This is a genomic window from Streptomyces sp. NPDC051172 (assembly GCF_040682555.1).
In the GTDB taxonomy this organism is placed as follows: Bacteria; Actinomycetota; Actinomycetes; order Streptomycetales; family Streptomycetaceae; genus Streptomyces.
In genome coordinates, this window is the sequence record NZ_JBFBBE010000049.1 from 44,740 (window position 1) to 68,306 (window position 23,567).

The 23,567-nt window shown below is 70.2% G+C and carries 17 protein-coding genes, 4 tRNA genes, 1 other RNA gene and 2 pseudogenes; 13 read left to right on the forward strand and 11 right to left on the reverse strand.

Features of this window, described 5'->3' with window-relative positions; translation table 11 throughout:
* Window positions 1–23 precede the first annotated feature (23 nt).
* The gene (locus tag AB0N07_RS27150) at window positions 24–821 is read right to left on the reverse strand and encodes a sterol carrier family protein (RefSeq protein WP_365839358.1); all 798 of its coding nucleotides are present in this window, start codon (window positions 819–821) and stop codon (window positions 24–26) included.
* 134 nt (window positions 822–955) lie between these two features.
* Here AB0N07_RS27150 and AB0N07_RS27155 point away from each other — a divergent pair, with 134 nt between their 5' ends.
* Complete coding sequence (locus AB0N07_RS27155; RefSeq protein ID WP_365839360.1) at window positions 956–1,540, forward strand: Uma2 family endonuclease; 585 nt, start codon at window positions 956–958, stop codon at window positions 1,538–1,540.
* A 72-nt stretch (window positions 1,541–1,612) separates the two neighbouring features.
* On the opposite strand, the gene purL is transcribed toward AB0N07_RS27155, so the two are convergent.
* From purL to purS, 3 genes are read right to left on the reverse strand one after another with little or no spacing between them, the layout of a single operon-like run.
* On the reverse strand, window positions 1,613–3,871 hold the full coding sequence (purL, locus tag AB0N07_RS27160; RefSeq protein ID WP_365839362.1) for a phosphoribosylformylglycinamidine synthase subunit PurL: 2,259 nt from the start codon (window positions 3,869–3,871) through the stop codon (window positions 1,613–1,615).
* Window positions 3,868–4,548, reverse strand: a complete 681-nt coding sequence (gene purQ, locus AB0N07_RS27165; protein WP_365839364.1) for a phosphoribosylformylglycinamidine synthase subunit PurQ — start codon at window positions 4,546–4,548, stop codon at window positions 3,868–3,870. The genes purL and purQ overlap by 4 nt, the downstream gene beginning before the upstream one ends.
* Window positions 4,545–4,808, reverse strand: coding sequence for a phosphoribosylformylglycinamidine synthase subunit PurS (gene purS / locus AB0N07_RS27170; protein ID WP_007383088.1), 264 nt, complete (start codon window positions 4,806–4,808; stop codon window positions 4,545–4,547). The genes purQ and purS overlap by 4 nt, the downstream gene beginning before the upstream one ends.
* 279 nt (window positions 4,809–5,087) lie before the next feature.
* Between purS and AB0N07_RS27175 the strand changes: the two genes are divergently transcribed.
* The 8 genes from AB0N07_RS27175 (at window position 5,088) to AB0N07_RS27210 (ending at window position 9,549) form a co-directional block, all read left to right on the forward strand.
* Window positions 5,088–5,405 carry an Lsr2 family protein gene (locus AB0N07_RS27175; RefSeq protein ID WP_365839366.1) on the forward strand — a complete coding sequence of 106 codons (318 nt, stop codon included), beginning with the start codon at window positions 5,088–5,090 and terminating at the stop codon, window positions 5,403–5,405.
* A 124-nt stretch (window positions 5,406–5,529) separates the two neighbouring features.
* Window positions 5,530–5,601: transfer RNA gene (locus tag AB0N07_RS27180), tRNA-Gly, on the forward strand.
* Window positions 5,602–5,682: 81 nt separating this feature from the next.
* Window positions 5,683–5,755 (forward strand) — tRNA-Gly (locus AB0N07_RS27185).
* A gap of 137 nt (window positions 5,756–5,892) precedes the next feature.
* A complete protein-coding gene (locus AB0N07_RS27190; RefSeq protein ID WP_365839368.1) occupies window positions 5,893–6,831 on the forward strand; it encodes an ABC transporter ATP-binding protein in 939 nt (312 codons plus the stop codon).
* Window positions 6,828–7,607, forward strand: a complete 780-nt coding sequence (locus tag AB0N07_RS27195; protein WP_365839370.1) for an ABC transporter permease — start codon at window positions 6,828–6,830, stop codon at window positions 7,605–7,607. Before AB0N07_RS27190 ends, AB0N07_RS27195 begins: the two co-directional genes overlap by 4 nt.
* A 20-nt stretch (window positions 7,608–7,627) precedes the next feature.
* Complete coding sequence (locus tag AB0N07_RS27200) at window positions 7,628–8,842, forward strand: histidine kinase (RefSeq protein WP_365839372.1); 1,215 nt, start codon at window positions 7,628–7,630, stop codon at window positions 8,840–8,842.
* On the forward strand, window positions 8,839–9,453 hold the full coding sequence (locus AB0N07_RS27205) for a response regulator transcription factor (RefSeq protein WP_365839374.1): 615 nt from the start codon (window positions 8,839–8,841) through the stop codon (window positions 9,451–9,453). Before AB0N07_RS27200 ends, AB0N07_RS27205 begins: the two co-directional genes overlap by 4 nt.
* A gap of 23 nt (window positions 9,454–9,476) precedes the next feature.
* A tRNA-Gly gene (locus AB0N07_RS27210) sits at window positions 9,477–9,549 on the forward strand.
* A gap of 96 nt (window positions 9,550–9,645) precedes the next feature.
* Here AB0N07_RS27210 and AB0N07_RS27215 read toward each other — a convergent pair.
* The 5 genes from AB0N07_RS27215 to AB0N07_RS27235 form a co-directional block, all read right to left on the reverse strand.
* On the reverse strand, window positions 9,646–10,545 hold the full coding sequence (locus AB0N07_RS27215; protein ID WP_365839376.1) for a phosphoribosylaminoimidazolesuccinocarboxamide synthase: 900 nt from the start codon (window positions 10,543–10,545) through the stop codon (window positions 9,646–9,648).
* Between the two features lie 108 nt (window positions 10,546–10,653).
* Window positions 10,654–12,156, reverse strand: coding sequence for a N,N-dimethylformamidase beta subunit family domain-containing protein (locus AB0N07_RS27220; protein WP_365839378.1), 1,503 nt, complete (start codon window positions 12,154–12,156; stop codon window positions 10,654–10,656).
* Between the two features lie 213 nt (window positions 12,157–12,369).
* A complete protein-coding gene (locus AB0N07_RS27225) occupies window positions 12,370–14,169 on the reverse strand; it encodes a hypothetical protein (RefSeq protein WP_365839394.1) in 1,800 nt (599 codons plus the stop codon).
* 356 nt (window positions 14,170–14,525) lie between these two features.
* Window positions 14,526–15,779 (reverse strand): phosphoribosylamine--glycine ligase, encoded by a 1,254-nt coding sequence (gene purD, locus AB0N07_RS27230; protein WP_365839380.1) that lies wholly within the window; start codon window positions 15,777–15,779, stop codon window positions 14,526–14,528.
* Window positions 15,780–16,022: 243 nt separating this feature from the next.
* Window positions 16,023–18,266 carry a DNA polymerase III subunit gamma and tau gene (locus AB0N07_RS27235; protein WP_365839382.1) on the reverse strand — a complete coding sequence of 748 codons (2,244 nt, stop codon included), beginning with the start codon at window positions 18,264–18,266 and terminating at the stop codon, window positions 16,023–16,025.
* 227 nt (window positions 18,267–18,493) lie between these two features.
* Here AB0N07_RS27235 and AB0N07_RS27240 point away from each other — a divergent pair.
* Window positions 18,494–18,991 (forward strand): annotated as a pseudogene (locus AB0N07_RS27240) (histidine phosphatase family protein); the annotation flags it as partial.
* Between the two features lie 1,145 nt (window positions 18,992–20,136).
* Here the strand turns inward: AB0N07_RS27240 and ffs are convergent.
* Window positions 20,137–20,233, reverse strand: an RNA gene (gene ffs, locus AB0N07_RS27245) — signal recognition particle sRNA small type.
* A 73-nt stretch (window positions 20,234–20,306) separates the two neighbouring features.
* Here ffs and AB0N07_RS27250 point away from each other — a divergent pair.
* The 3 genes from AB0N07_RS27250 (at window position 20,307) to AB0N07_RS27260 (ending at window position 23,119) form a co-directional block, all read left to right on the forward strand.
* Window positions 20,307–20,391 (forward strand) — tRNA-Ser (locus AB0N07_RS27250).
* Window positions 20,392–20,713: 322 nt separating this feature from the next.
* Window positions 20,714–22,345, forward strand: a complete 1,632-nt coding sequence (locus AB0N07_RS27255; RefSeq protein WP_365839384.1) for an N-6 DNA methylase — start codon at window positions 20,714–20,716, stop codon at window positions 22,343–22,345.
* Between the two features lie 24 nt (window positions 22,346–22,369).
* Window positions 22,370–23,119: a PaeR7I family type II restriction endonuclease gene (locus AB0N07_RS27260; protein ID WP_365839386.1), complete on the forward strand. Its 750-nt coding sequence runs from the start codon at window positions 22,370–22,372 to the stop codon at window positions 23,117–23,119.
* Between the two features lie 120 nt (window positions 23,120–23,239).
* On the opposite strand, the pseudogene AB0N07_RS27265 reads toward AB0N07_RS27260, so the two are convergent.
* Window positions 23,240–23,567, reverse strand: a pseudogene (locus AB0N07_RS27265) (hypothetical protein); the annotation flags it as partial.

A 23,567-nucleotide genomic window follows, 5' to 3' on the forward strand; every position in this document is an offset into this window, starting at 1 on the left:
GACGGGAGACCGGTTCCCCCCGTTCACCTCATCAGCGGCAGCAGCCCGCCCAGGTCCGCCCGCTCGCCACTGGCGCTGACCTGGGCCTCCTGAACGGCGTCCGCCCAGGTCACACGCCCGGTCGCCAGCCGGATCCAGGTCAGCGGGTCGGTCTCCACGACGCTCGGCGGGGTGCCACGGGTGTGCCGCGGGCCCTCGATGCACTGCACCACGGCGTACGGCGGGACCCGCACCTCGGTGGAGCCGCCGGGCGCCTTCGCGGCCAGGGCGTCGGCGAGCAGGCGGGTGCAGGCGGCGAGCGCCTGACGGTCGTACGGCACCTCCAGGCCGGGCACGACTGCGTTCAGGTCGTCGGTGTGGACGACGAGTTCGACGGTGCGGGTGACCAGGTAGTCGGCGAGCGGCAGGGCGCCGACGTTGGTCTCCAGCAGCCGGGTGCCGGGGTGCTCGTCGAGCAGCCGGCCGAGGCTCTGCTCGATGCCGGCGAGGTAGGCGTCGAGATCGGGCTGCTGCTCGGCGAGGCGCCGGGTGAAGTCGTCGATGGCCGAGGATTTGGCGGCGGTGGCGAAGGCCCAGTCGAGCAGCACGGCGTCCTGCCTGGCGGGCTCCGGCTTGTCGAGCGACCGTTGTACGGCGGTCACCGCCATCCCGATGTGCGCGACCAGCTCCCGCACGGTCCACGCACCGAGCCGGGTGGGCCCGGCCAACTGCTCGGGGGTCAGGGCGCGCACGGCCTCCCGGACATTCCCGAACTGGGCCAGGACGGCCTTGCGGATCTTGACGGGGTCGTAGGTACGGGCGCGCTTCTTGGCCGGGGGCATGACGGTGAGCCTATGCCGTACGCCCACGGATCAGGGGGCCCGGGTCGATCACCCGTGCGGGTGATCGACGGCGAAACCCGCACCGCACCGCCGGGCCCTGACAACACTGGTCTTCGCCTGGAAGGGGGTGCAACATGACGGTTATGGCCGAGCGCATGTCTCAGATGTCGGTGGTGGAGTTCGAAACGATCGCCTCCGCCGCCCCCGAGACCGTCACGTTGGAGTTCATCAACGGACGGATCGGAGTCAAGAAGGTGGCAGACGGAGACCACAACGCCATCGTCTCCTGGCTGGCCCGACGCTGTTTGCAGGCCAGGCCGGACCTGGACCTGATTTACGGCCAAGGACTCCGGGTGGATGCCTATCGAGAAGGCAGGGCGAAACCGGACGCGGTACTCGCACCCGAGGCCCACTTCGCAGGACAGGGTGAGTGGGCCGACCCGGACGGCGCGCTCATGGTCGTCGAGATCACCTCGTACGACTCGGACACCGACCGGCGGGACCGGCATGAGAAGCCGACCGCGTACGGGCAGGCCGGGATCCCCCTGTACCTCCTGATCGTCCGGGACTCCTGCACGGTCACGGTGCACAGCAACCCGGACCGGCAGGTCGGCGGCTACCGCAGCATCCAGACCTCGAAGTTCGGCGAGAAGGTGTCCGTACCCGGCCCCATGGACATCGAACTCGACACGGAGATCCTCAAGAACTACGTCCGCTGAACGCCCGACAAGCCGAGAAGGCCCCGCCCGGAAGCGCGAATCCGGGCGGGGCCTTCAGCGTCGTACGACCGTCTACGCCAGCAGCGCCGGAATCGTCGCCTCGTGCGCCTCGCGCAGTTCCTCCAGGGACAGTTCGAACTCGCCCTGAAGCTCCACGGTGTCACCGTCCACGACACCGATGCGAACGGCCGGCAGGCCCCGCGCACCGCACATGTCGTTGAAGCGGACCTCCTCGGAGCGCGGCACGGCGACGACCGCACGCCCCGCCGACTCGGAGAAGAGGAAGGTGAACGCGTCCAGCCCGTCGGGTACGACCAGGCGCGCGCCCTTGCCGCCGAGCAGCGCCGACTCCACGACCGCCTGGATCAGACCGCCGTCGGACAGGTCGTGCGCGGAGTCGATCATGCCGTCGCGGGAGGCGGAGATCAGGATCTCGGCCAGCAGGCGCTCACGCTCCAGGTCGACCTTCGGAGGCAGACCGCCGAGGTGGTCGTGCACCACCTGCGACCAGGCCGAACCGCCGAACTCCTCACGGGTGTCGCCGAGGAGGTAGAGCAGCTGCCCCTCCTCCTGGAAGGCGACCGGCGTGCGGCGGGCCACGTCGTCGATGACGCCCAGGACCGCGACCACGGGCGTCGGGTGGATGGCCGCCTCGCCCGTCTGGTTGTAGAGCGAGACGTTGCCGCCGGTGACCGGGGTGCCCAGCTGCAGGCAGCCGTCGGCGAGGCCGCGGATGGCCTCCGCGAACTGCCACATGACGGCCGGGTCCTCGGGCGAACCGAAGTTCAGGCAGTCGGAGACGGCCAGCGGCTTGGCGCCGGTCGTGGCGACATTGCGGTACGCCTCCGCAAGGGCCAGCTGGGCGCCCGCGTACGGGTCGAGCTTCGCGTACCGGCCGTTGCCGTCCGTAGCGATCGCGACGCCGAGGCCGGACTCCTCGTCGATGCGGATCATGCCCGAGTCCTCGGGCTGGGCCAGCACCGTGTTGCCCTGCACGAAGTGGTCGTACTGCGAGGTGATCCACTTCTTGGAGGCCTGGTTGGGAGAGCTCACCAGCTGGAGGACCTGCTGCTTGAGCTCCCCGCTCGAAGCGGGCCGCGGCAGCTTGTTCGCGTCGTCGGCCTGCAGCTCGTCCTGCCAGGACGGGCGGGCGTACGGCCGCTCGTAGACCGGACCGTCGTGCGCGACCGTCCGCGGGTCGACGTCGACGATCTTGCCGCCGTGCCAGTAGATCTCCAGGCGGTCGCCGTCGGTGACCTCACCGATCACGGTGGCGATGACGTCCCACTTGTCGCAGATCTCCAGGAACCGGTCGACCTTCTCCGGCTCCACGACCGCGCACATGCGCTCCTGCGACTCGCTCATGAGGATTTCCTCGGGCGAGAGCGTCGAGTCGCGCAGCGGTACGTCGTCCAGGGTCACGCGCATGCCGCCGGAGCCGTTCGAGGCGAGCTCGGAGGTGGCACAGGACAGACCGGCCGCACCCAGGTCCTGGATGCCGACGACCAGCTTCTCCTTGAAGGCCTCCAGGGTGCACTCGATGAGCAGCTTCTCCTGGAAGGGGTCGCCGACCTGCACGGCGGGACGCTTCGACGGCTTGGCGTCGTCGAAGGTCTCGGAGGCCAGGATCGAGGCGCCGCCGATGCCGTCACCGCCCGTACGGGCCCCGTACAGGATGACCTTGTTGCCCGCACCGGACGCCTTCGCCAGGTGGATGTCCTCGTGCCGCATCACACCGATGGCACCGGCGTTGACCAGCGGGTTCCCCTGGTAGCAGGCGTCGAAGACGACCTCGCCGCCGATGTTCGGCAGGCCCAGGCAGTTGCCGTAGCCGCCGATGCCGGCGACGACACCCGGCAGGACGCGCTTGGTGTCCGGGTGGTCGGCCGCACCGAAGCGCAGCGGGTCCACGACCGCGACCGGGCGGGCGCCCATGGCGATGATGTCGCGGACGATGCCGCCGACGCCGGTGGCCGCGCCCTGGTAGGGCTCGACGTACGACGGGTGGTTGTGCGACTCGACCTTGAAGGTGACCGCGTAACCCTGGCCGACATCGACCACGCCCGCGTTCTCACCGATGCCGACGAGAAGGGCATCCGACTGGGGCGCCTTCTCGCCGAACTGGCGCAGGTGCACCTTGCTGCTCTTGTACGAGCAGTGCTCGGACCACATGACGGAGTACATGGCGAGCTCGGCACCGGTGGGCCGGCGGCCGAGGATCTCGACCACGCGCTCGTACTCGTCCTTCTTCAGGCCGAGTTCGGCCCAGGGCAGCTCGACGTCGGGGGTCGCGGCCGCGTGCTCGACCGTGTCCAGAGGCGTCCGGCTCATGCGCCCACCAGCTTCTTGAGGATCGAGGTGAAGAAGGGGAGGCCGTCGGTGCGGCCGGTACCGATCAGCGGCTCGGTGGCGTGCTCGGGGTGCGGCATGAGGCCCACGACGTTCCCGGCCTCGTTGGTGATGCCGGCGATGTCGCGGAGCGAGCCATTGGGGTTGAAGTCCACGTACCGGAAGGCGACACGGCCCTCGGCCTCGAGCTTGTCGAGGGTGTACTCGTCGGCGACGTACCGGCCGTCCATGTTCTTGAGCGGGATGTGGATCTCCTGGCCCTGCTCGTAGTCGACGGTCCAGGCGGTGTCCGCGTTCTCCACCCGCAGCTTCTGGTCTCGGCAGATGAAGTGCAGGTGGTCGTTGCCGAGCATGCCGCCCGGGAGGAGGTGGGCCTCGGTGAGGATCTGGAAGCCGTTGCAGATTCCGAGGACCGGAAGGCCGGCCTTCGCCTGCTCGATGACCGTCTCCATCACCGGCGAGAAGCGGGAGATGGCGCCGGCCCGCAGATAGTCGCCGTAGGAGAAACCGCCCGGAAGGACGACCGCGTCCACCTGGTGGAGGTCCTTGTCCTTGTGCCAGAGGGCGACCGGTTCCGCGCCCGCGAGACGGATCGCGCGCTGCGTGTCCCGGTCGTCGAGGCTGCCCGGGAAAGTGACGACGCCAATACGAGCGGTCACTTCGCGGCCTCCGCGACTTCCTCCACCTTGACGGTGAAGTCCTCGATCACGGTGTTGGCGAGGAAGGATTCCGCAAGATCGTGGATGCGGGCGAGGGCGGCCTCGTCGACCGGCCCGTCAACTTCCAGTTCGAATCGCTTTCCCTGACGTACGTCGGAGATGCCGTCGAAACCCAGACGCGGCAGTGCGCGCTGCACCGCCTGGCCCTGGGGGTCGAGGATCTCCGGCTTGAGCATGACGTCGACTACGACGCGTGCCACGTGCACTCCCGGTGGTGTGGTGCGGAGCAGGTTCCTGCAGTGGTTTCAGACTACCTGCACAAAATTTCTACGCGCGTCGACTTGTAGGAATCTACGTGACGTCTGTCACGATCCGGCGCGGCGACGGGCCCCTCCAGGAAATTTCCGGGAAAGATCCCGGATCGACATCCGAAACCTATTGCGCTCGGACACGCGGGAGGATTTAGTCGGGCTTCACATTGCATTGTCGGGCACTGTACAAATGAATTGTCAGCGTGCCGCACGAAGGGACCGATATTCGTGGCGCAGAAGGTCGTGGTCACTCTCTTTGACGACATCGACGGCTCGGAAGCGGCGGAAACGATCGCCTTCGGACTCGACGGCAAGTCGTACGAGATCGACCTGAATCAAGCCAATGCCAAGAAACTGCGTAAGGTGCTCGCGCCGTACGTGGAGGCCGGCCGCAAGCGGTCGAAGTCGGGCCGGATCTACCGGCAGACGGAGGTCGCCCCCGACCCGGCGGCCGTTCGGGCCTGGGCCCAGGCCAACAAGATGGACGTCCCGGCCCGCGGCCGCATCCCCAAGAAGGTCTACGAGGCCTTCAGCGCGGCGCAGTAGCCGCCGCCCGACGAGCGGTCACCGGCCCCTCGGGAGAACCGACTTGCGCTGCACCCCTCCTGGTCAGCTAGAGTCTGGAGCACGCCGAGGGGCAAGGCCGAAAGGCCCGGCTCACGGAGTACATGCGGGTGTAGTTCAGTAGCAGAACATCCCCCTTCCAGGGGGAAGGCGCAGTGTGCAATTCCTGTCACCCGCTCTGCACCGCCGGTCCGGACCACTGTTGTGGATCAGGTAGGCTGGTGCTCGCGCCGATCGGTGGGAGCCGGTCGGAGGCAATGCGGACGTAGCTCAGTTGGTAGAGCGCAACCTTGCCAAGGTTGAGGTCGCGAGTTCGAGCCTCGTCGTCCGCTCTGATTGAGGGCCCCGGTCTTATGACTGGGGCCTTCGTCGTGTTCGGAGTCTCTCCTGCCGTCCGTCTGACATTTGTCATGCCGAGTGATGACAGCGCGCACTGCTGCCCCGCCCCGCTCGCCGGGACGCTGAAGTCATGGACACGAACGAACGCGAACACGTGATTGAGGTCACTGACCTGCGGCGTGTGTACGGGGGCGGGTTCGAGGCGGTGCGCGGAATCTCCTTCTCCGTGCGCCGCGGCGAGATCTTCGCGCTGCTCGGCACCAACGGCGCGGGCAAGACGTCCACGGTCGAACTGCTGGAGGGACTCGCCCGGCCGGCCGGGGGCCGGGTGCGGGTGCTCGGCCATGATCCCTACGAGGAGCGGGCCGCCGTACGGCCTCGGGTCGGGGTGATGCTGCAGGAGGGCGGGTTTCCGTCCGAGCTGACCGTCGCGGAGACCGCGCGGATGTGGGCGGGGTGTGTGAGCGGAGCGCGGCCGGAGGACGAGGCGCTGGCGCTCGTCGGGCTCCGGAAACGGGCCGCCGTACGGGTGAAGCAGTTGTCCGGGGGTGAACGGCGGCGCCTCGACCTGGCGCTCGCGCTGCTCGGCGAGCCCGAGGTGCTGTTCCTGGACGAGCCCACGACCGGACTCGACGCCGAAGGGCGCCGGGACACCTGGGAGTTGGTACGGGCGCTGCGCGACGGCGGCACCACCGTGCTGCTCACCACGCACTACCTGGAGGAGGCGGAGGGGCTCGCCGACCGGATCGCGATCCTGCACGAGGGGCGCGTCGCGGCGACCGGGACACCGGCCGAGGTGACCGCCGCGCAGCCCTCACGGATCTCCTTCCGGCTGCCCGACGGCTACTTCCTCGGGGACCTGCCGCCGCTGGGTGAGCTGGGGGTGTGCGGGCACGAGGTGGACGGGAACGTCGTACGGCTGCGGACACGGGAGCTGCAGCGGGCGGCCACCGGGCTGCTGGTGTGGGCCGAGGGGGCGCGGGTGGAGCTGCGGGGGCTGGATGTGCGGTCGGCCTCGCTGGAGGAGGCGTTCCTGGGGATCGCGCAGGAGCAGGGGGTGGCGGCATGAGCGCACTCGCACTCGCTCCCGTCGGGCGGCGGCTGCGTGCCCTGGCCCGCGCCGAGCTCACCCTCCTCGGACGCAATCGCGGTGCGGTGGTCACGGCACTGCTCATGCCGCTGGCGCTGCCGTTCAGCGTGCGGCCCGCGGTCGACCGGATCGACCTGAAGGCGCAGGGGCTGAGCATCGGCACGGTGACGCTGACGGCCGCGGTCGGGTTCTCCTTCCTGTTCGCCGTGTACACGTCCCTGGTGAGCGCCTATGTCGCCCGCCGCGAGGAACTGGTCCTCAAGCGGCTGCGCACCGGGGAACTCGGTGACCACGAGATCCTCGCCGGCACCGCCCTGCCCGCCGTCTGCATCGGCCTGGCGCAGGCCGTCGTACTCTCCGTCGGCTGCGCCGTGCTGCTGCACGCAGGGACGCCCCGAGCTCCGTACCTCACCGTCCTGGGCATGCTGTCGGGCCTGGTGCTGTGTGCCGCGCTCGGTGCGCTGACCGCCTCTTTCACCAGGACCGTGGAGAGCGCCCAGGTCACCGCGATGCCGCTGGTGCTGGTGTCGATGATGGGCTCGGGCATCGCGATCCCCACGGAGGTCCTGCCGGACCGGCTGCGCTCCGTGTGCGAACTGCTGCCGCTCTCCCCCGCGATCCGGCTGGTCCGGGGCGGCTGGACCGGACAGCTGAGCGGGTACGAGGCACTGGGCGCCGTGGCGACCGCCCTGGCCTGGACCGTGCTCGCGGTGTTTGCTGTACGGCGGTGGTTCCGGTGGGAGCCACGGCGCTGACGGATGGGGGCCTCGGGGAGATGGGTCGGACACGCGGCTGGTGGCGGCGCAAGAGCACACCGGCGAAGGTCGAGACGTACACGCGGTGGTCGTTCCACTTCTTCGGCGTGACCGAGGTCCTGGCGATCGGACTGCCGGCCGTCGGCACGCTGGGGCCCGGGCTCGGCGGAGCGCTGCTGGGCCTGGTGGCGGTGCACGCCGTGGCCTGCATGGTGACGGCGTCCCGGGCACTGGACTGGACCCGCGGGCGGCGTCCACAGCCCGTACGGCTGCTGTGGACGCTCACCGTCGTCACCGCCGTGATCGCCGTCACGGCGGTGGGGATCGCGCAGCACGGACCGAAGGGCGACGGCGTGGACACCACGGCCGACGGTGTCTTCGGGGTCGTCCTGGTCGTCGCGGCCGGGGTCATCTCGCTCGGCGTGCGCGACCGGTGGCGCGTGTACGCGATCGTGGGCGGCTTCGCGATCGGCGCCGGAGCCGTCTCGTTCCCGTTGGGCACCCCCGGGCCCGCCACCCTGCTCACCATGCTGGGCGTGCTCCTCGGCGCCGGGTTCCTGGCCTTCACCGCGATCTTCTCGGTCTGGCTGCTGAACGCCGTCTACGAACTCGACGAGGCCCGCGAGACCCGCGCCCGGCTCGCCGTCGCCGAGGAGCGGCTGCGGTTCGGGCGGGATCTGCATGACGTGATGGGGCGAAATCTCGCCGTCGTCGCACTCAAGAGCGAGCTGGCCGTGCAGCTGGCGCGGCGCGGGCGGCCCGAGGCCGTGGACCAGATGATCGAGGTACAGCGGATCGCGCAGGAGTCCCAGCGGGAGGTGCGGGATGTCGTACGGGGATATCGAGGGGCCGATCTCGGGGTCGAACTCGCGGGTGCACAGGGCGTGTTGAGTGCGGCCGGGATCCGCTGCGAGGTGAGCGGGGAGGCCGGTGGGCTGGAGGCCGGGGTGCAGTCGGTGCTCGGGTGGGTGGTGCGGGAGGCGACGACGAACGTGCTGCGCCACGGGGACGCCGTGCGATGTGGCATAGCGCTGCAGACTGGTGAGGGATGCGTGGTGCTGACCGTGGAGAACGACGGGGCCTCGGCCCCTGCCGGTGGCGGCGGGTCCGGACTGGCCGGGCTGCGGGAGCGGCTGTCGGCGGTGGGCGGGACGCTGGAGGCGGGCCGGGTCGGAGCGGGTCTGTTCCGGGTGACGGCCGAGGTGCCGCTGAGTGTGGAAGAGGTCATGGCATGACCGCCGCCGTCCGGCTTCTGCTCGCCGACGACGAGCATCTGATCCGGGGGGCGCTCGCCGCACTGCTCGCCCTGGAGGACGACCTCGTGGTCGTGGCCGAGGCCGCCTCCGGCCCCGAGGCGCTGGCGATGGCGCGGGCGCACGAGCCCGATGTGGCCGTGCTCGATCTTCAGATGCCGGGCGCCGACGGTGTGAAGGTCGCCACATCCCTGCGGTCCGAACTGCCCGGCTGCCAGGTGCTGATCGTCACCAGTCACGGGCGGCCCGGACATCTGAAGCGGGCGCTTGCGGCGGGTGTGCGGGGGTTCGTTCCGAAGACGGTCAGCGCACAGCGGCTCGCGGAGATCATCCGGACCGTGCATGCCGGGAACCGTTACGTCGACCCCGAGTTGGCCGCCGATGCGATCGCCTCCGGGGACTCGCCGCTGACCGCGCGGGAGGCCGAGGTGCTGGAACTCGCCGCCGACGGGGCACCCGTCGCGGAGATCGCCGAGCGGGCCGCGCTGTCACAGGGGACCGTACGGAACTACCTGTCGTCGGCCGTCTCCAAGCTCGGAGCCGAGAACCGTCATACGGCGGTGCGGCTCGCGCGGGAGCGGGGTTGGGTATAGTTGGCTCCGCGCCACGGCGCACTGCGGACGTAGCTCAGTTGGTAGAGCGCAACCTTGCCAAGGTTGAGGTCGCGAGTTCGAGCCTCGTCGTCCGCTCTCTGCATCGAAGGCCCCGGTCACTTGACCGGGGCCTTCGTCGTACGCCCTGGAGGAGTTCGGCCCCGGCTGCGTGCCGGGGCCTTTCTCGCAGGGTCAGCTCCAGCTCGTGCCCGTCAGGCGCTCGTACGCCTCGATGTACTTCGCCCGGGTGGCGTCCACGACCTGCTGCGGCAGCGGCGGCGGGGGCTGCTCGCTCTTGCGGTCCCAGCCGGACTCCGGGGAGGTCAGCCAGTCCCGGACGAACTGCTTGTCGTACGACGGCTGGGCGCGGCCCGGCTGCCACTGGTCGGCCGGCCAGAAGCGGGAGGAGTCCGGGGTGAGGATCTCGTCCGCGAGGACCAGGGTCTCGCCGTCGAAGCCGAACTCGAACTTGGTGTCCGCGAGGATGATGCCGCGGTCCCGGGCGATGTCCCGGCCCCGGCCGTAGACGGCGAGGGTGGCCTGGCGCAGCCGGGCGGCGGTGTCCGCGCCGACCTGGCGGGCGACCTCCTCGTAGGAGACGTTCTCGTCGTGCTCGCCGACCTCGGCCTTGGTGGCCGGGGTGAAGATCGGCGCGGGGAGTTCGCTGCCGTCGACCAGGCCCTCGGGGAGGGCGAGGCCGCAGACCGTGCGGGACTCGTTGTACTCCAGCAGGCCCGAGCCGGTGAGATAGCCGCGGGCGACGGCCTCCACCGGGACCATCTGCAGCGACTTGCAGACGAGGGTGCGGCCCGCCCAGTCGGCGGGAGCGCCGGCGGGCAGGTCGGTGCCGATCACGTGGTTGGGGATCAGATCGGCGATCCGGTCGAACCACCACAGGGAGAGCTGGGTCAGGACGCGGCCCTTGTCGGGGATCTCGGTCGGCAGCACCCAGTCGAAGGCGGAGATGCGGTCGCTGGCAACCATCACGAGGTCGCCGGCCTCGTTCTGGTACAGCTCGCGCACCTTGCCGGTGTGGAGATGAACCAGGCCCGGAACCTGGATCGGCTCGGGCTTTTCTACGAATCCGGACACGGTTCCTCCCCGTGGTTCTGTCCAAGTGGCTCGATTCTCCCGTATGCCGGGGATCGCCCTTGGAGTGGGGTCGGCTCGAAAGGGGCGGTGACGTGGGCTTACGTGAGTTCAGTCACGTTTGCAGATGCGGTCCAGGAGGTTGGCCGTGGCGCGCTGGACGCGGGTGTCGACGTGGCCCGGACGGTCCAGGGCCGGCGACCAGGCGAAGGTCCCCGAAGCGAAGACGAGGGCGCCGGAGGGGGCTCGGTAGAGGGATGTCTCCTGGTGGCGGAGGGTGCCCTCGGAGTCGGTGTACGGGGAGTGGGCGAGCAGGATGCGCTCCTCGTGCTCGGGGAGCGGGGTGCGCGGGAAGTAGCGGTCCGCCTCGCCCGCGACCAGGCCTTCGATCTCGTCGCCCTCGTGGGCGCCGGTCGCCTCCCACAGCCAGTGGTCGGCGTTGCGGACGATCAGGGGGTGGGGGTCGGGGACCCGGCCCGCGTACTGGATGCCGACCAGTTGCTGCTCTGGGCGGTCGATCTCGCGCCAGAGGACGGGCCGGCCGGGGCCTTTGCGCTTGCGGCAGGTCAGCAGACGGTCGGGGACGCCGGACGGGGACGGGCCCAACTCGACCTGCCAGTACATGGTATTGGCGGAGAGGAAGACGAGGGAGGTGCCTTGCTCGCGGGCGATTTCGACGGTGCGGCGCATGCTGGCCGACCAGTACTCGTCGTGCCCGGGGAAGACCAGGCCGCGGTAGCGGGTGGGGTCCACGTGCCCTGCGTGCAGGTCGCGGGCGTCGGCGTAGGCGAGGTCGTAGCCGTAGCGCTCGGCCCAACGGATGAAGTCGTAGGCGTGGCCCACGTGCAGGGGGAGGCCGGCTCCGGCGTACGGGCGGTCGAAGGAGACCGTGGTCGCCGCGTCGGACTCGCCCAGCAGACGGCCCTGTTCGTCCCAGGCGTGGTAAAGACTCGCGCCCGTGCGGCCGTCCTCGGGGTAGAGGTTGTACGCCTGCCAGGTGACGTCCGGCAGCAGCAGGAGCAGGTCCGCGGGGTGCTTGTCGCGGACGGTGAAGGGGATGTGGGAGCGGTAGCCGTCGAGGGTGGTGAGTACGGCGACGTAGGCGCCGATGCTCCAGTAGCTCGGGATCTGCAGGCGCCAGGAGAGCCACCAGTGGTGGCAGGAGACCGTGCGGTCCGCGGCGAGCGGCGGGGGCTGGACGATGCCGGAGAGGCGGGGACTGGTGGTGATCTTGGCTGCGCCGTCACCGCCGTAGTGGCCGATGCGGTAGATGTCGACGCTGAACTCCTGGGGCGGGTCGACCGTGATGTGGAAGTCGACGGCCTCGCCCGGGGCGACCGCGCCGGTGGAGATGAAGCCCTTGATCTGGCGGCGGACGTCGTCCGCGGAGCGCGGGCCGCCGGCGGCTCGCGGGGCCGGGACGCGGGGGGTGTCCGGGGAGTCGCCCGACGAGGACTGCCGGGGGGCGTCCACATACCAGGGGACCACCTGGCCGGTGTCGTCGAAGTACGTCTCGCTGCCGCGGAGCCAGGGCACCGGCCCCTGGCCGAAGGGGTCGGTCACGGCATGCGCCAGCGCCCCGGATTCCCAGCGGCGGATCTGCTCCTGCCCCATGGTCGCTCCCCTCCCTCGATCCCCCGCGGTCGCGTGGTGTGCCTGTCGCATGGTGTGGCGTGCCTGGCTTGTGGCCCTGGCGTGCCTGGCTTGTGCCGCAAGCCCTTGCCATGTGCTCGATCGGTCCCAGCACATCACATTGCGCACCCATGTGGTCACTATTCGTTGCGAATTGGCCGAAAGTGGAATGCAGGGTTCCGGAACCGGTGACCGTCACACAAGCCGGACGGGCTTCTCGGGGCGTATGCCGGTTTCGAGAAGCCAGGCCCGCAGGGGGGCCGGGTCGCCGTCCTCGACGAGGCGGAGGACGCGGGGGGCCAGGTCCGTGGCCCGTTCGCCCTTGATGAGGAGGGACGGGCCGTCGAGCCAGTCGAGGCCGGGGATGGCGCCTGCGGTGTCCATGGCGGCGCAGCAGACCATCGCGGTGACGTGGTCCGCGAGCAACTCGCGGGCTGTCCTTGGGGGTTGGAGCGGGAAGAGGGGGAGCGTGGCTTCGTCCCAGAAGGCGGCGTCGGGGTTGGTTCGCTCCGCGGGGGTGGCGGCGGTGGCTTCCTCGCGGGCGAGTTCGGCGGTGAGGCCTGCGGCGAGGGTGGCTGTGCGTTCGTTTTCCGGCTCGGGTTCTTCGGCCTCGGCTTCGCCTTCGGCCATGGTGCTCCCGCCCGCATCACCCGTGACATCGTCGGGTGCGGGCGGCCCCACCGGGGACGTCTCGCCGTCGGCGGCTGCGGGAGCAATCGGTGGTGGGCTCGACAAGTGGTTGAGGATTCTGGAGAGGGTGGGGCCGTCGGCGGGCGGGGTGCCGGGGTCGGGGGTGTGGCTGACGCCCAGGGTGTCGAGGACTCGGTGGAGGCGGGCCGCGTCGGTGCGCCATTTGCGGTCCACGACCTCCTCCGGGTACTCGTCCCAGTCGACCGGCGCCCAGTCGGGGCCGGACTCGGCGGGGCCGCCGTGGAAGAGACGGGCAGCGAGAAGTGAGGCCGCCCCGTCCACCGCGCCGGGCTCTTCCAGCAGGTCGCAGGCGGGGCGCTCACCCAGACGGGAGGCGAAGCCCTCCGCCAGACGGTCACGACGGGAGAGTTCGGTGAGGGCCGCCACCACTCCAGCGTCCAGTCGGGACGGCCAGCGGCCCATCCGCCAGGCGGGCAGCGCGACCCGGGTCAGCAGACGGTCCCAGCCGGCGTAGGCCAGGCCCACCTGTTCCTGGGCGACGATCCTGAGGCCGTAGTCCACAGCCTGTGCACGCTCGGAGGCCGCGGCCGCCACGCCTCGCTCCATCTGCGCCGCATGCTCCCGGCAGCTGCGCAGCAGCAGGCGGGCCACCCAGCCGATGCTCGCGCACACCCCGCGGGTCAGGGGGCAGCGGCCGGGCGTCGAGCCGACGGCCACCGCCGCGTCCAGGCCCCGTACGAAGCGGCGGGCCGCAGCTATGTCCGGGTGGGCGGAGGGTCCCGTACCGGCGATGACCGGAGCGAGGACCGCGCGCAGTTCGCCGACGCGCATCCACCACAGGAAGGGGGAGCCGATGACGAGGACCGGTGCGGCGGCCGTGCGCCGGTGGGCGCTCCGCATGCCCGCTATCTCGTCCCGGTCCGCCGCGGGGGGCGGGCCGTGCGCCGGGTGGGTGCGGTCCTCCAGCCAGCTGTCGCAGTCCGGGGTGAGCGCTATCGCCGAGGGTGCGGGGACGTCGAGCCGGTCGGCGAGGTCGCGCACCATCCGGTACAGGTCCGGGGCGGACTCCTCGGCGATCGGGATCGTCGGGCTGACGGCCGGGCGGGCGCGGGCGACGACCAGCGCGATGGCGCCCGCGGCGAGCAGGACGAGGACGGCGAGGGGGGTCATGGCCCAGCGGGCGGCGTGCCAGAAGGGGCCCACCAGGTGGTCCGTGGAGCCGCCGGCCAGCAGGATCACGGCGACCGCCGCGGGCAGCACCGCCACGGCCAGCGCCCTGCTGCGGATGCGCAGCACGGCGAGGGCCCTCGCGCGCGCTGCCTGCGCGCCCGCTTCCACACCCATACCGGTACCGGTCACGGCCGGTCCTCACCCCCTCCCAAGCTGTCCTGGCTGCGCGGCTGTCCTGGCGTTGCTCACTCCCCCACTGTGGCACCCGCCACTGACATCGCAATGCCGGTGGGCCAAGTGCCGGACCGCTTGCGCCGCACCCTAGTTGGGGCCTCGGCCCACGTCAGCCGGATGGGGTATCGGTCACTCGATGGAATGGCTTTGGGGAGAGGTGGATGACGGAAAGCGAAGATCAGGCCTCTGGTCCCGAACCCGACCCGGAGACCGGCCGCGAACGCGTCGGGCCCCGAATCCTTAGACGGATCCGGGGCCCGACGGGTTGGTCGGCGGGTGTGGACGCCGCGGTGGGGTCAGGCGTTCTGTGCCGCCTTCGCCGCGATGTCCGTGCGGTGCTGGGAGCCGTCGAGGTGGATGCGGGAGACGGCCCGGTACGCGCGGTCACGGGCCTCGGTGAGGTCCTTGCCGGTCGCCGTGACGGACAGGACGCGGCCGCCGGCGCTGACCACCGTGTCACCGTCGTGCTTCGTGCCGGCGTGCAGGACGTACGCGTGCGGGGCGTCCTGGGCGGCCACCTCGTCGAGGCCGGTGATCGGGTCACCGGTGCGCGGGGTGCCGGGGTAGTTGTGCGAGGCGACGACCACGGTGACCGCGGCGTCCTCGCTCCAGCGCAGGGGCGGCAGGTCCTGGAGGGTGCCGTTCGCGGCGGCGAGCAGGACACCGGCCAGCGGGGTCTTCAGACGGGCCAGCACCACCTGGGTCTCGGGGTCGCCGAAACGGGCGTTGAACTCGATGACCCGGACGCCGCGCGAGGTGATCGCGAGACCGGCGTAGAGGAGACCGGAGAAGGGGATGCCGCGGCGGCGCATCTCGTCGACGGTCGGCTGCAGGACGGTCTGCAGGACCTCCTCGACCAGCTTCGGGTCGGCCCACGGCAGCGGCGAGTACGCGCCCATGCCGCCGGTGTTCGGGCCCTCGTCGCGGTCGAGCGCGCGCTTGAAGTCCTGGGCGGGCTGCAGCGGGACGACCGTCTCGCCGTCGGTGATGGCGAAGAGGGAGACCTCGGGGCCGTCGAGGAACTCCTCGATGACCACGCGCTCGCAGGAGTTGGCGTGCGCCCTCGCCGCCTCGATGTCACCGGTGACGACGACGCCCTTGCCGGCGGCGAGGCCGTCGTCCTTCACGACGTACGGGGCACCGAAGGCGTCGAGGGCCTCGTCGACCTCCTGCGGGGTCGTGCAGACGTACGAGCGTGCGGTGGGCACGCCCGCTCCCGCCATGACGTCCTTCGCGAAGGCCTTGGAGCCCTCGAGCTGCGCGGCCTCCTTGGCGGGGCCGAAGACCGGGATGCCCGCCTCGCGCACGGCGTCGGCGACCCCGGCGACGAGGGGTGCCTCCGGGCCCACGACCACGAGGTCGGCGCCGAGTTCGGTGGCCAGCGCGGCGACGGCCTTGCCGTCCAGGGCGTCTACCTGGTGCAGCTCGGCGACCTCGGCGATGCCGGCGTTGCCGGGGGCGCAGTGCAGCGCGGTGACGTCGGGGTCGAGGGACAGGGAGCGGCACAGGGCGTGTTCGCGGGCGCCGGTGCCGATGACGAGGACCTTCACGGGGGTCAGCCTAACGGGGGTTTTGTGCGGGGTGCCGAGCGGGAGGGGGGCGGGGAGCTGTACGTTCCTCCAAGTGGCGCCCCGGGTGGTGGGGGCGCCGGCCCTGGGGGCTGCCGCCCCCAGACCCCGCTTTTCGGCCTGAACGGCCTCGTCCTCAAACGCCGGACGGGCTGAAGTGCCGTGACCGGCGGCCAGAAGAGCACGCCCGTTTTTTGAAGAACAGGCCGCGCCCCGAAGAACGGCCTACTCGTTCGTGAACTCCTCCACGACCGTTGCCCCCAGCTCGCGCACGATCAGTTCGTGGCCGGAGAGGGCCGACTCGTTGAGGTCGGGGTCGTCGTCCTCGGGGATGTCGTCCTCGGGGGAGACCGGGGGCGGGGGTTCCGGGGCCCTGGGCTGGGGGGCGGGTGCGGGTGTGGACCGGGCCGTCGGGGGCTGTGACGTGGGCGCGGGCGAGCTGGGGGGCGGCGGGGTCGCCGGGCGCTGTGGGGGAGTGCCGGCGCCGGGGTTGCCGTAGCCGCCTCCGCCGTAGGCGCCGTTGGAAGGGGCGGGCGGCGGGGCCGAGCCGCCGGACGGGTCGACGATCGCCTCGATCTTCCACTGCACGTTGAACTGCTCGGCCAGCGCCTGGCGCAGGACGTCCTCGCTGCCGCTGCCGGCGAAGTTGTCGCGGGCGCCCGCGTTGACGAAGCCGATCTGGAGGGTCGTGCCGTCGAAGCCGGCCACCTGGGCGTTCTGGCTGAGCAGGATCCAGGTGAAGCGGCGGCGGTTCTTGACGGCCTCCAGGATGTTCGGCCAGAGCATGCGGGGGTCCGGACCGCCGCTCGGGGGTGCGTAGGAGGAGGCGGGGGCGGGCGCCGCCGTCTGCGGGGCGGGCGCGGGTGCGGGTGCGGAAGCTGCCGGCACGCTGGGCGTGGCCGGGGGCTGGCCGGTGCCCGCCGGGGTTGCCGTGGGCCAGCCGCCGGGGCGTCGGCCGCCGCCCGCGGGGGCCGCGGTGGGCCAGGCTCCCGGGGCGGGGGACGGGGAGGCCGGGGCGGGGGCAGGGGAGACCGGGGCAGAGGGCGGCGGCGAGGCGACCGGTGCGGCAGGCTCTGCGGCGGTGGGCGGGGGCGCGGCGGCTGCGGGTGTGCCGGCACCGGCACCGGCGGTCGGCAGGCCCGCCGATGGCGCTCCCGAATTCCGTACCGCCGCCCGGGCCGCAGCGGGGCCGCCGCCCGGCGGAACCGGGCCGCCTGCCGGGCCGCCGACGGCACCAGCCATCGGTCCCGCGTGCGCCTCGGGCCCCGGCACATACCCCACCGCCGGCGCGCCGCCGCCCGCGGAGAAGTTCACGCCCCGCTCGATCCGGTCGAGGCGGGCCATCACCGAACGCTCGTCCCCGTACGCGGCCGGCAGCAGCACGCGCGCGCAGATCAGTTCGAGCTGGAGGCGGGGCGAGTTGGCGCCGCGCATCTCGGTGAGGCCCTCGTTGACCAGGTCGGCTGCGCGGCTGAGCTCGGCGGCGCCGAAGGTGCCCGCCTGGGCCTGCATGCGCTCGACCACATCGGCCGGGGCATCGATGAGCCCCTTCTCCGCGGCGTCCGGCACGGCGGCGAGGATCACCAGGTCGCGCAGTCGCTCCAGCAGGTCGGCGACGAAGCGGCGCGGGTCGTTGCCGCCCTCGATGATGCGGTCGACGACCTCGAAGGCGGCGGCCCCGTCACCGGTCGCGAAGGCCTCGACGACGGAGTCGAGGAGCGAACCGTCGGTGTAGCCGAGGAGGGATGTCGCCATGGCATACGTCACACCTTCCTCCCTCGCCCCTGCGAGCAGCTGGTCCATGACGGACATGGAGTCACGCACAGAGCCCTGACCGGCCCGGACGACCAGGGGCAGCACGCCGTCCTCGACCGGGATGTTCTCCTTGCCGCACACCTCGCCGAGATATTCGCGCAGTGTCCCCGGCGGCACGAGACGGAACGGGTAGTGGTGCGTCCGCGAGCGGATCGTCCCGATGACCTTCTCGGGCTCGGTGGTCGCGAAGATGAACTTGAGGTGCTCCGGGGGCTCCTCGACGACCTTCAGCAGCGCATTGAAACCGGCCGACGTGACCATGTGGGCCTCGTCGATGATGTAGATCTTGTACCGGCTGGCCGCAGGCCCGAAGAAGGCCTTCTCGCGCAGTTCACGTGCGTCGTCCACACCGCCGTGCGAAGCGGCGTCGATCTCGATGACGTCGATGGAGCCCGGTCCGTTGCGCGCCAGGTCGCGACAGGACTGGCACTCCCCGCAGGGCGTGGGCGTGGGTCCCTGTTCGCAGTTCAGGCAGCGGGCCAGGATGCGTGCGCTCGTCGTCTTGCCGCAGCCGCGCGGCCCGCTGAACAGGTACGCGTGATTGACCCGGTTGTTCCGCAGCGCCTGCTGCAGCGGGTCGGTTACATGCTCCTGCCCGATGACCTCGGCGAACGACTCCGGGCGATAGCGGCGGTACAGCGCGAGAGACGACACGCATACGAGGTTATAGGCGCCCACTGACAACGCGGGCCGCCCGGATGCCGGGGACGAGCGCCAGGACGGATCACGAGCACCTCTTACGGAACATGAGCGTCGCTCGACGGCTACTTCACAGAAACAGTGCCTCCACATGATTAAGTTGAACGCTCAAATACAACACCAAACGCACAGTGCCCCTGCCACCCCTCCCCTCACACCCCCCACAGCCCGCAAGGACACTCATGCCCCTCTACTTCATCCGCCATGGCGAGTCCCAGGCCAACGAGCAGAATCGCTTCGCCGGACGGCTGGACGCCCCGCTCACCACGCTCGGCCTGCGCCAGGCCGAGCAGGCGGCCGAACGGGTCGCCGCTCTCGCGGTGAGCGGCTTACGCATCGACGAAGTGCACACGTCCACCCTCCGCCGCGCCCAGGAGACCGCCCGGACGATCACCGACCGGCTGCCTGAGCCGCCGGAACGGTTCACGATCGACGAGGCCCTCACGGAACGCGACTTCGGCCTCTACAGCGGCCGCAACAAGAGCCTGGTGAAGAAGTCCATCGGCTTCGCCGGCTACACCGAGGCGTTCCACTCCCCGACCGGACGGCCCCCCGGCGGCGAGACCTGGACCGAGATGTACGCGCGCGTGGCGGCCTACTACGACGAGGTACTGCTCCCCGCCTCCCAGGCCGGCCGTACCGTCCTCGTCGTCGCCCACAAGTACATCGTGGAGATGTTCGCGCTGGTCGTCGCGGGCGCCCGGCCCGAGTCGTACCGCGATTTCAAGATCCCCAACGCCCGCCCGCTCTCCGAAGAGGACCTGCGCCGCGCGGTCGCGAGCCCGGCGGCCGTCGGCCTGCTGAACGACCTCGGCGAGATCGTCGAGATCCGCCTCCCCCTGCTGATCGCCGCAGCCGCCGGGGCGGGGACGGCCGCCCAGCTCGCCCTGGGCGTACGCGTGCCCCCCTTGGTGTTCACCGTGACGCTGACGGCACTGCTCGCGATCGGCTCGTTCTTCGCCATGCTGCGCGTCAACCCGCACACCCTGCGCCGCCCGCTCGCGAGCCTCCAAACGGCAGGGCCCCTGCTCCTGCCCCGACTGGCACTGGGCCTGATCCTGCTCTGGGCGGGCCACTCCCTCCCCCTGGAACTGGCCGGCCTCTTCCTCCTGCTCCCCCCGGCCCTCGTGGTGCCCACCCTCTCCCTCCTCTGGGGAGGCGACTACTTCTTCGCCGTACGCCACACAGTGGCCGCCTCGCTGGCCCTCCCGGTGCTGCTGTTGGCGGGTCTGGTGCTTCCGGTGATGCTGCCGGGCGGCGCGGCACCGGCCCATACGCTCACCACCCTGGAACCTGCGCTGCTCAGCTACACGGCCGTACTGCTCGCCGCCCTCGTCCTGCCCGGTGCGGGCGCCCAGGCCCTGCGCCGGCGCGACCCGATCCGCGCGGGCGCCCTCAGCACCAACTGGAACTGGCTGGGCGGCCTCGCTCTGATCCCCCTGGCGGGTCTGGCCACGTTCGCGCTGACCCCGCCGACGGGTCTGACGGCCACGCAGGCCGTCCATCTGCTGCTGACGACGGCCGTCACCGCCACGGCCCTGACGACCCTCCGGGGGCTGACGGCGCTCTTCCTCCGCCTGCGCCCGCACGACACCGGCCTCGGCCGCGACATGTTCATCACGCAGAACACGCCCAACGTCTTCCTGTGGCTCGCCATGACCGCGGTTCTCACTCCCACGACCGGCCGCCACCCCACGGTCATCGGCCTGGGCGTCGCGCTCGTCTTCTTCCTCGCGGTCTACGTCGACGAGCGGATCTTCCTCCGCGCGCACCGCCGCGACCAGCCCCTGACGGCCGCATCGGAGACGTCGGCGGCACCCGGGAAACACAAGACCCCCCACGCACCCGCCAGAGCCGACCTACCCTTGCTGCCTTCCGGCCCTGGGGGAGTTCAGTCAGATAGCGCCGCGTGAGGGGCTGATCCCCACCTTACCCGATCGCCGGTCGCCCGAACGAGTTCGCAAGCACCCTCCGACGTCATGTAATGTTTCCGGCGGAGGATTCGCCTAGAGGCCTAGGGCGCACGCTTGGAAAGCGTGTTGGGGGCAACCCCTCACGAGTTCGAATCTCGTATCCTCCGCACTCGCCCACCTGGGCAAACCAAGGGTCCGACCGCTGAGCGGTCGGACCCTTGGTTGTTCTGTGGTCTCAGTTTTGGTCTCAGTTGGCGCGCCCGGACGGTCGTGAACCTGCGCGACCGCGCCTGTGGTGTGAGTGAGTCCGAGGTTCAGTCGGCGGCCGTCTCGCGCCACGTGCCTGTCGGCGGAGGCACACGAGGGCTGGACTCCGCTGGGCCACCATCGGGCCACGAATCCGAGTAGTTGCGAGAAGTCCTCTGGCAGGGGCGCCCACAGATAGCCTTGAGGTGAGGCTCGTTCAGTGAGCCAGGACGAGAGGAACCCATGGCTGCAGCCGCCCCCGACGAGGTCGAGTACGGCGAGGTCTTCACCCGTCGATGGGTCGTCGAGACGATTCTTGATCTGGTCGGCTACACGGCCGACAAGGACCTCACCCAGATGAAGCTCGTCGAGCCGTCGGTCGGGTCGGGAGCATTTTTCGTCCCCGTACTGGAGCGACTACTCGAGTCTGCAAAGGTTCATGGCACGGAGCTGTCGGCGCTGGCTGGCTGTCTGTACGGTCTCGATCTCCAGCAGGAGCATGTTGCGACCTGCCAGAAGAAGTCGGCAGACATGCTCCAAGCCGCTGGGGCAAGTCCCGCTGAGGCCCGAGCCCTATCTGCAGGCTGGCTGCGTCACGGCGACTTCCTTCTCGACGAGGTACCGACGGATGTCGATTTCGTGATCGGCAACCCGCCGTACATCCGCACCGAGGATCTCGACGATGAGACCGAGGCTGCCTACCGCAAGACATGGCGGACCATGCGCGGACGTGCGGACATCTACGTCGGCTTCTACGAGCGCTCGCTGTCCATACTCGCAAGCGGCGGGAAGGTCGGGTTCATCTGCGCGGACCGTTGGATGCGGAACGCCTATGGGAAGCACCTGCGGGGCCTCGTGACCTCACGCTATGCGGTCGAGTCCGTGTGGCAGATGCACGACGTGGACGCATTTGAAGCAGAGGTCTCGGCCTATCCGGCGATCACGGTGCTGGCCAACTCCGAGCAGGGCAGCGCGACGTTCATCGACACCACGGCCGCGTTCGGAGCGGCCTCCGCCAGCGAAGCCTTGGCGTTCGTACAGGGCACAGCGGAGGAGGCTTCGGGCCAGGGATGGGAGGGCGCGCACCTGCCCAGCTGGTTCGAGACCGACGACTTCTGGCCCGCGGGGTCCCCTCACACCATCAAGCTGCTGGAGCACCTTCAGGAGAAGTTCCAGCCACTGGAAGCCGACGGCTCGACGAAGATCAGCATTGGTGTCGCGACCGGAGCCGACAAGGCTTACATCATCAGCCCGGACGCCGGCATCGACGTCGAGCAAGATCGCCTGACGCCCATCGTCATGGCCGACGACATCCGTGCAGGTCGCCTCACGACGCCGTCGAAGATGCTGCTGAACCCGTGGGACGACGAGGGCAGGCTCGTGGATCCCGCGGACTACCCGAAGTTCGCTGCCGCGCTCGCGTCGCACCCGAACGTCAAGAAGCGCTTCGTCGCGAGGAAGAACCCGAGCACCTGGCACCGCACCATCGACAAGGTCTACCCCGGCCTCGCCGAACGGCCGAAGCTGCTTCTTCAGGACATGAAAGCCCAGATCACGCCGGTACTAGAGCCGGGCGGCTACTACCCGCACCACAACCTGTACTACATCGTCTCGTCAACGTGGGACATGGAAGTGCTCGGCGGGCTGCTGCTGTCTCAGATCGCAGAGGCTTTCGTGAGCGCCTACGGCGTGAAAATGCGTGGCGGCACGCTCCGATTCCAGGCGCAGTACCTGCGGAAGATCGCCGTTCCGCGCCCCGAAGAAATCCCCGAAGACATCGCCTCCAAGCTCCGTGAGGCGTTCCGCGCCGGCGATAGGGCGGCCGCGACGCGTGCGGCCGAAGAAGCGTACGGGCTGCCTGCCGGCAGCATCTGAGCATCCAATTAGAAGAAGAGGGCCATGAGCGACCTGACACCTGTCGAGACCTGGCGCGCCGCTGTTCTCGGCTACTGGACCGGCTTGGACCTGCAAGCCGCGAAGCAGGGGCAGGCGACCGGAGTCAAGGACACGGGCAACCGTGCAGCGGTCACGGGTGGCAAGCAGATGGACGCGATGCAGGAAGCCGTGGCGAAACTATGGTCCGACAATCCGGACATCACCCTTGAGGTGCGCACAAAGGGTCACAACAATCTGCCGGCGTACTTTCGCCCGGCGAAGAACTGGGACCTCCTGGTGCTCTACCGCGGCTCCCTGATCGCGGCGATGGAGTTCAAGTCCCAGCGAGGCCCCTCGTTCGGCAACAACTTCAACAACCGGACCGAGGAAGCCCTCGGGCTCGCGGCCGATTCCCAGATGGCCGTGGAGCGCGGCCTGTTCGGCAAGTTGAAGCCCTGGTTCGGTTTCATCATGCTCGTGGAACGCGCGCCGGGATCGTTGAGCGCGGTCAAGGTGCCTAACAACATGCCGTTCAAGGCTGACCCGATTTTCGAAGGGGCGTCGTACATAGGACGGTACAAGATCTTCTTCGAGCGCATGGTCAAGGAAGGCAACTACGATGCTGTCGCTCTACTCACCGCCGAGGCGGGCAACGAAGACTTCGTCGAGCCGTCGGTGAGCTTGTCGTTGGCCAATCTCGAGGCAGCCATCCGTGCACGCATCGAGTACATCAAGACGCTGCCGGATGATGTGTTCGACGAATTGACGCACTAAGAGCTCGCGCGGATAGGCGGCGTGGAAAGCCTCAGCATCAAGGTGGGCGCAGGTCCCGGCGAACATGTAGTTACGATGGGCTGTGACCGCTGGAGAGAGACCTATCCCGCGTCTTTCGTTTCAGGTCGCCTGCCTGGCCAGCCTGTGCAGGGCCCGCACGGCAGGTGATCCGGGGTCGGCCGTGATCAGGACGACTTCCTGGTCATCCTCGGGCACGAGCAGGACATCGCAATTCAGTCGCAGCGTGCCGGCTTCCGGGTGGTCCAGGGTCTTGGTGCGGTGCCCGGGAGCGTGGACCGGACGTGTCTGCCAGATCTGCCGGAACTCCTCGCTTTCGGCGTGCAGTTCGGCCAGCAGGGCGGTCACCTGCGGGTAGCGGTCGGCGGCCCGGCGCGTGAGCTGAACCGCCACCCCCGCCGGCCGCCACCGCCGGGGGTTTCCGGTCTCA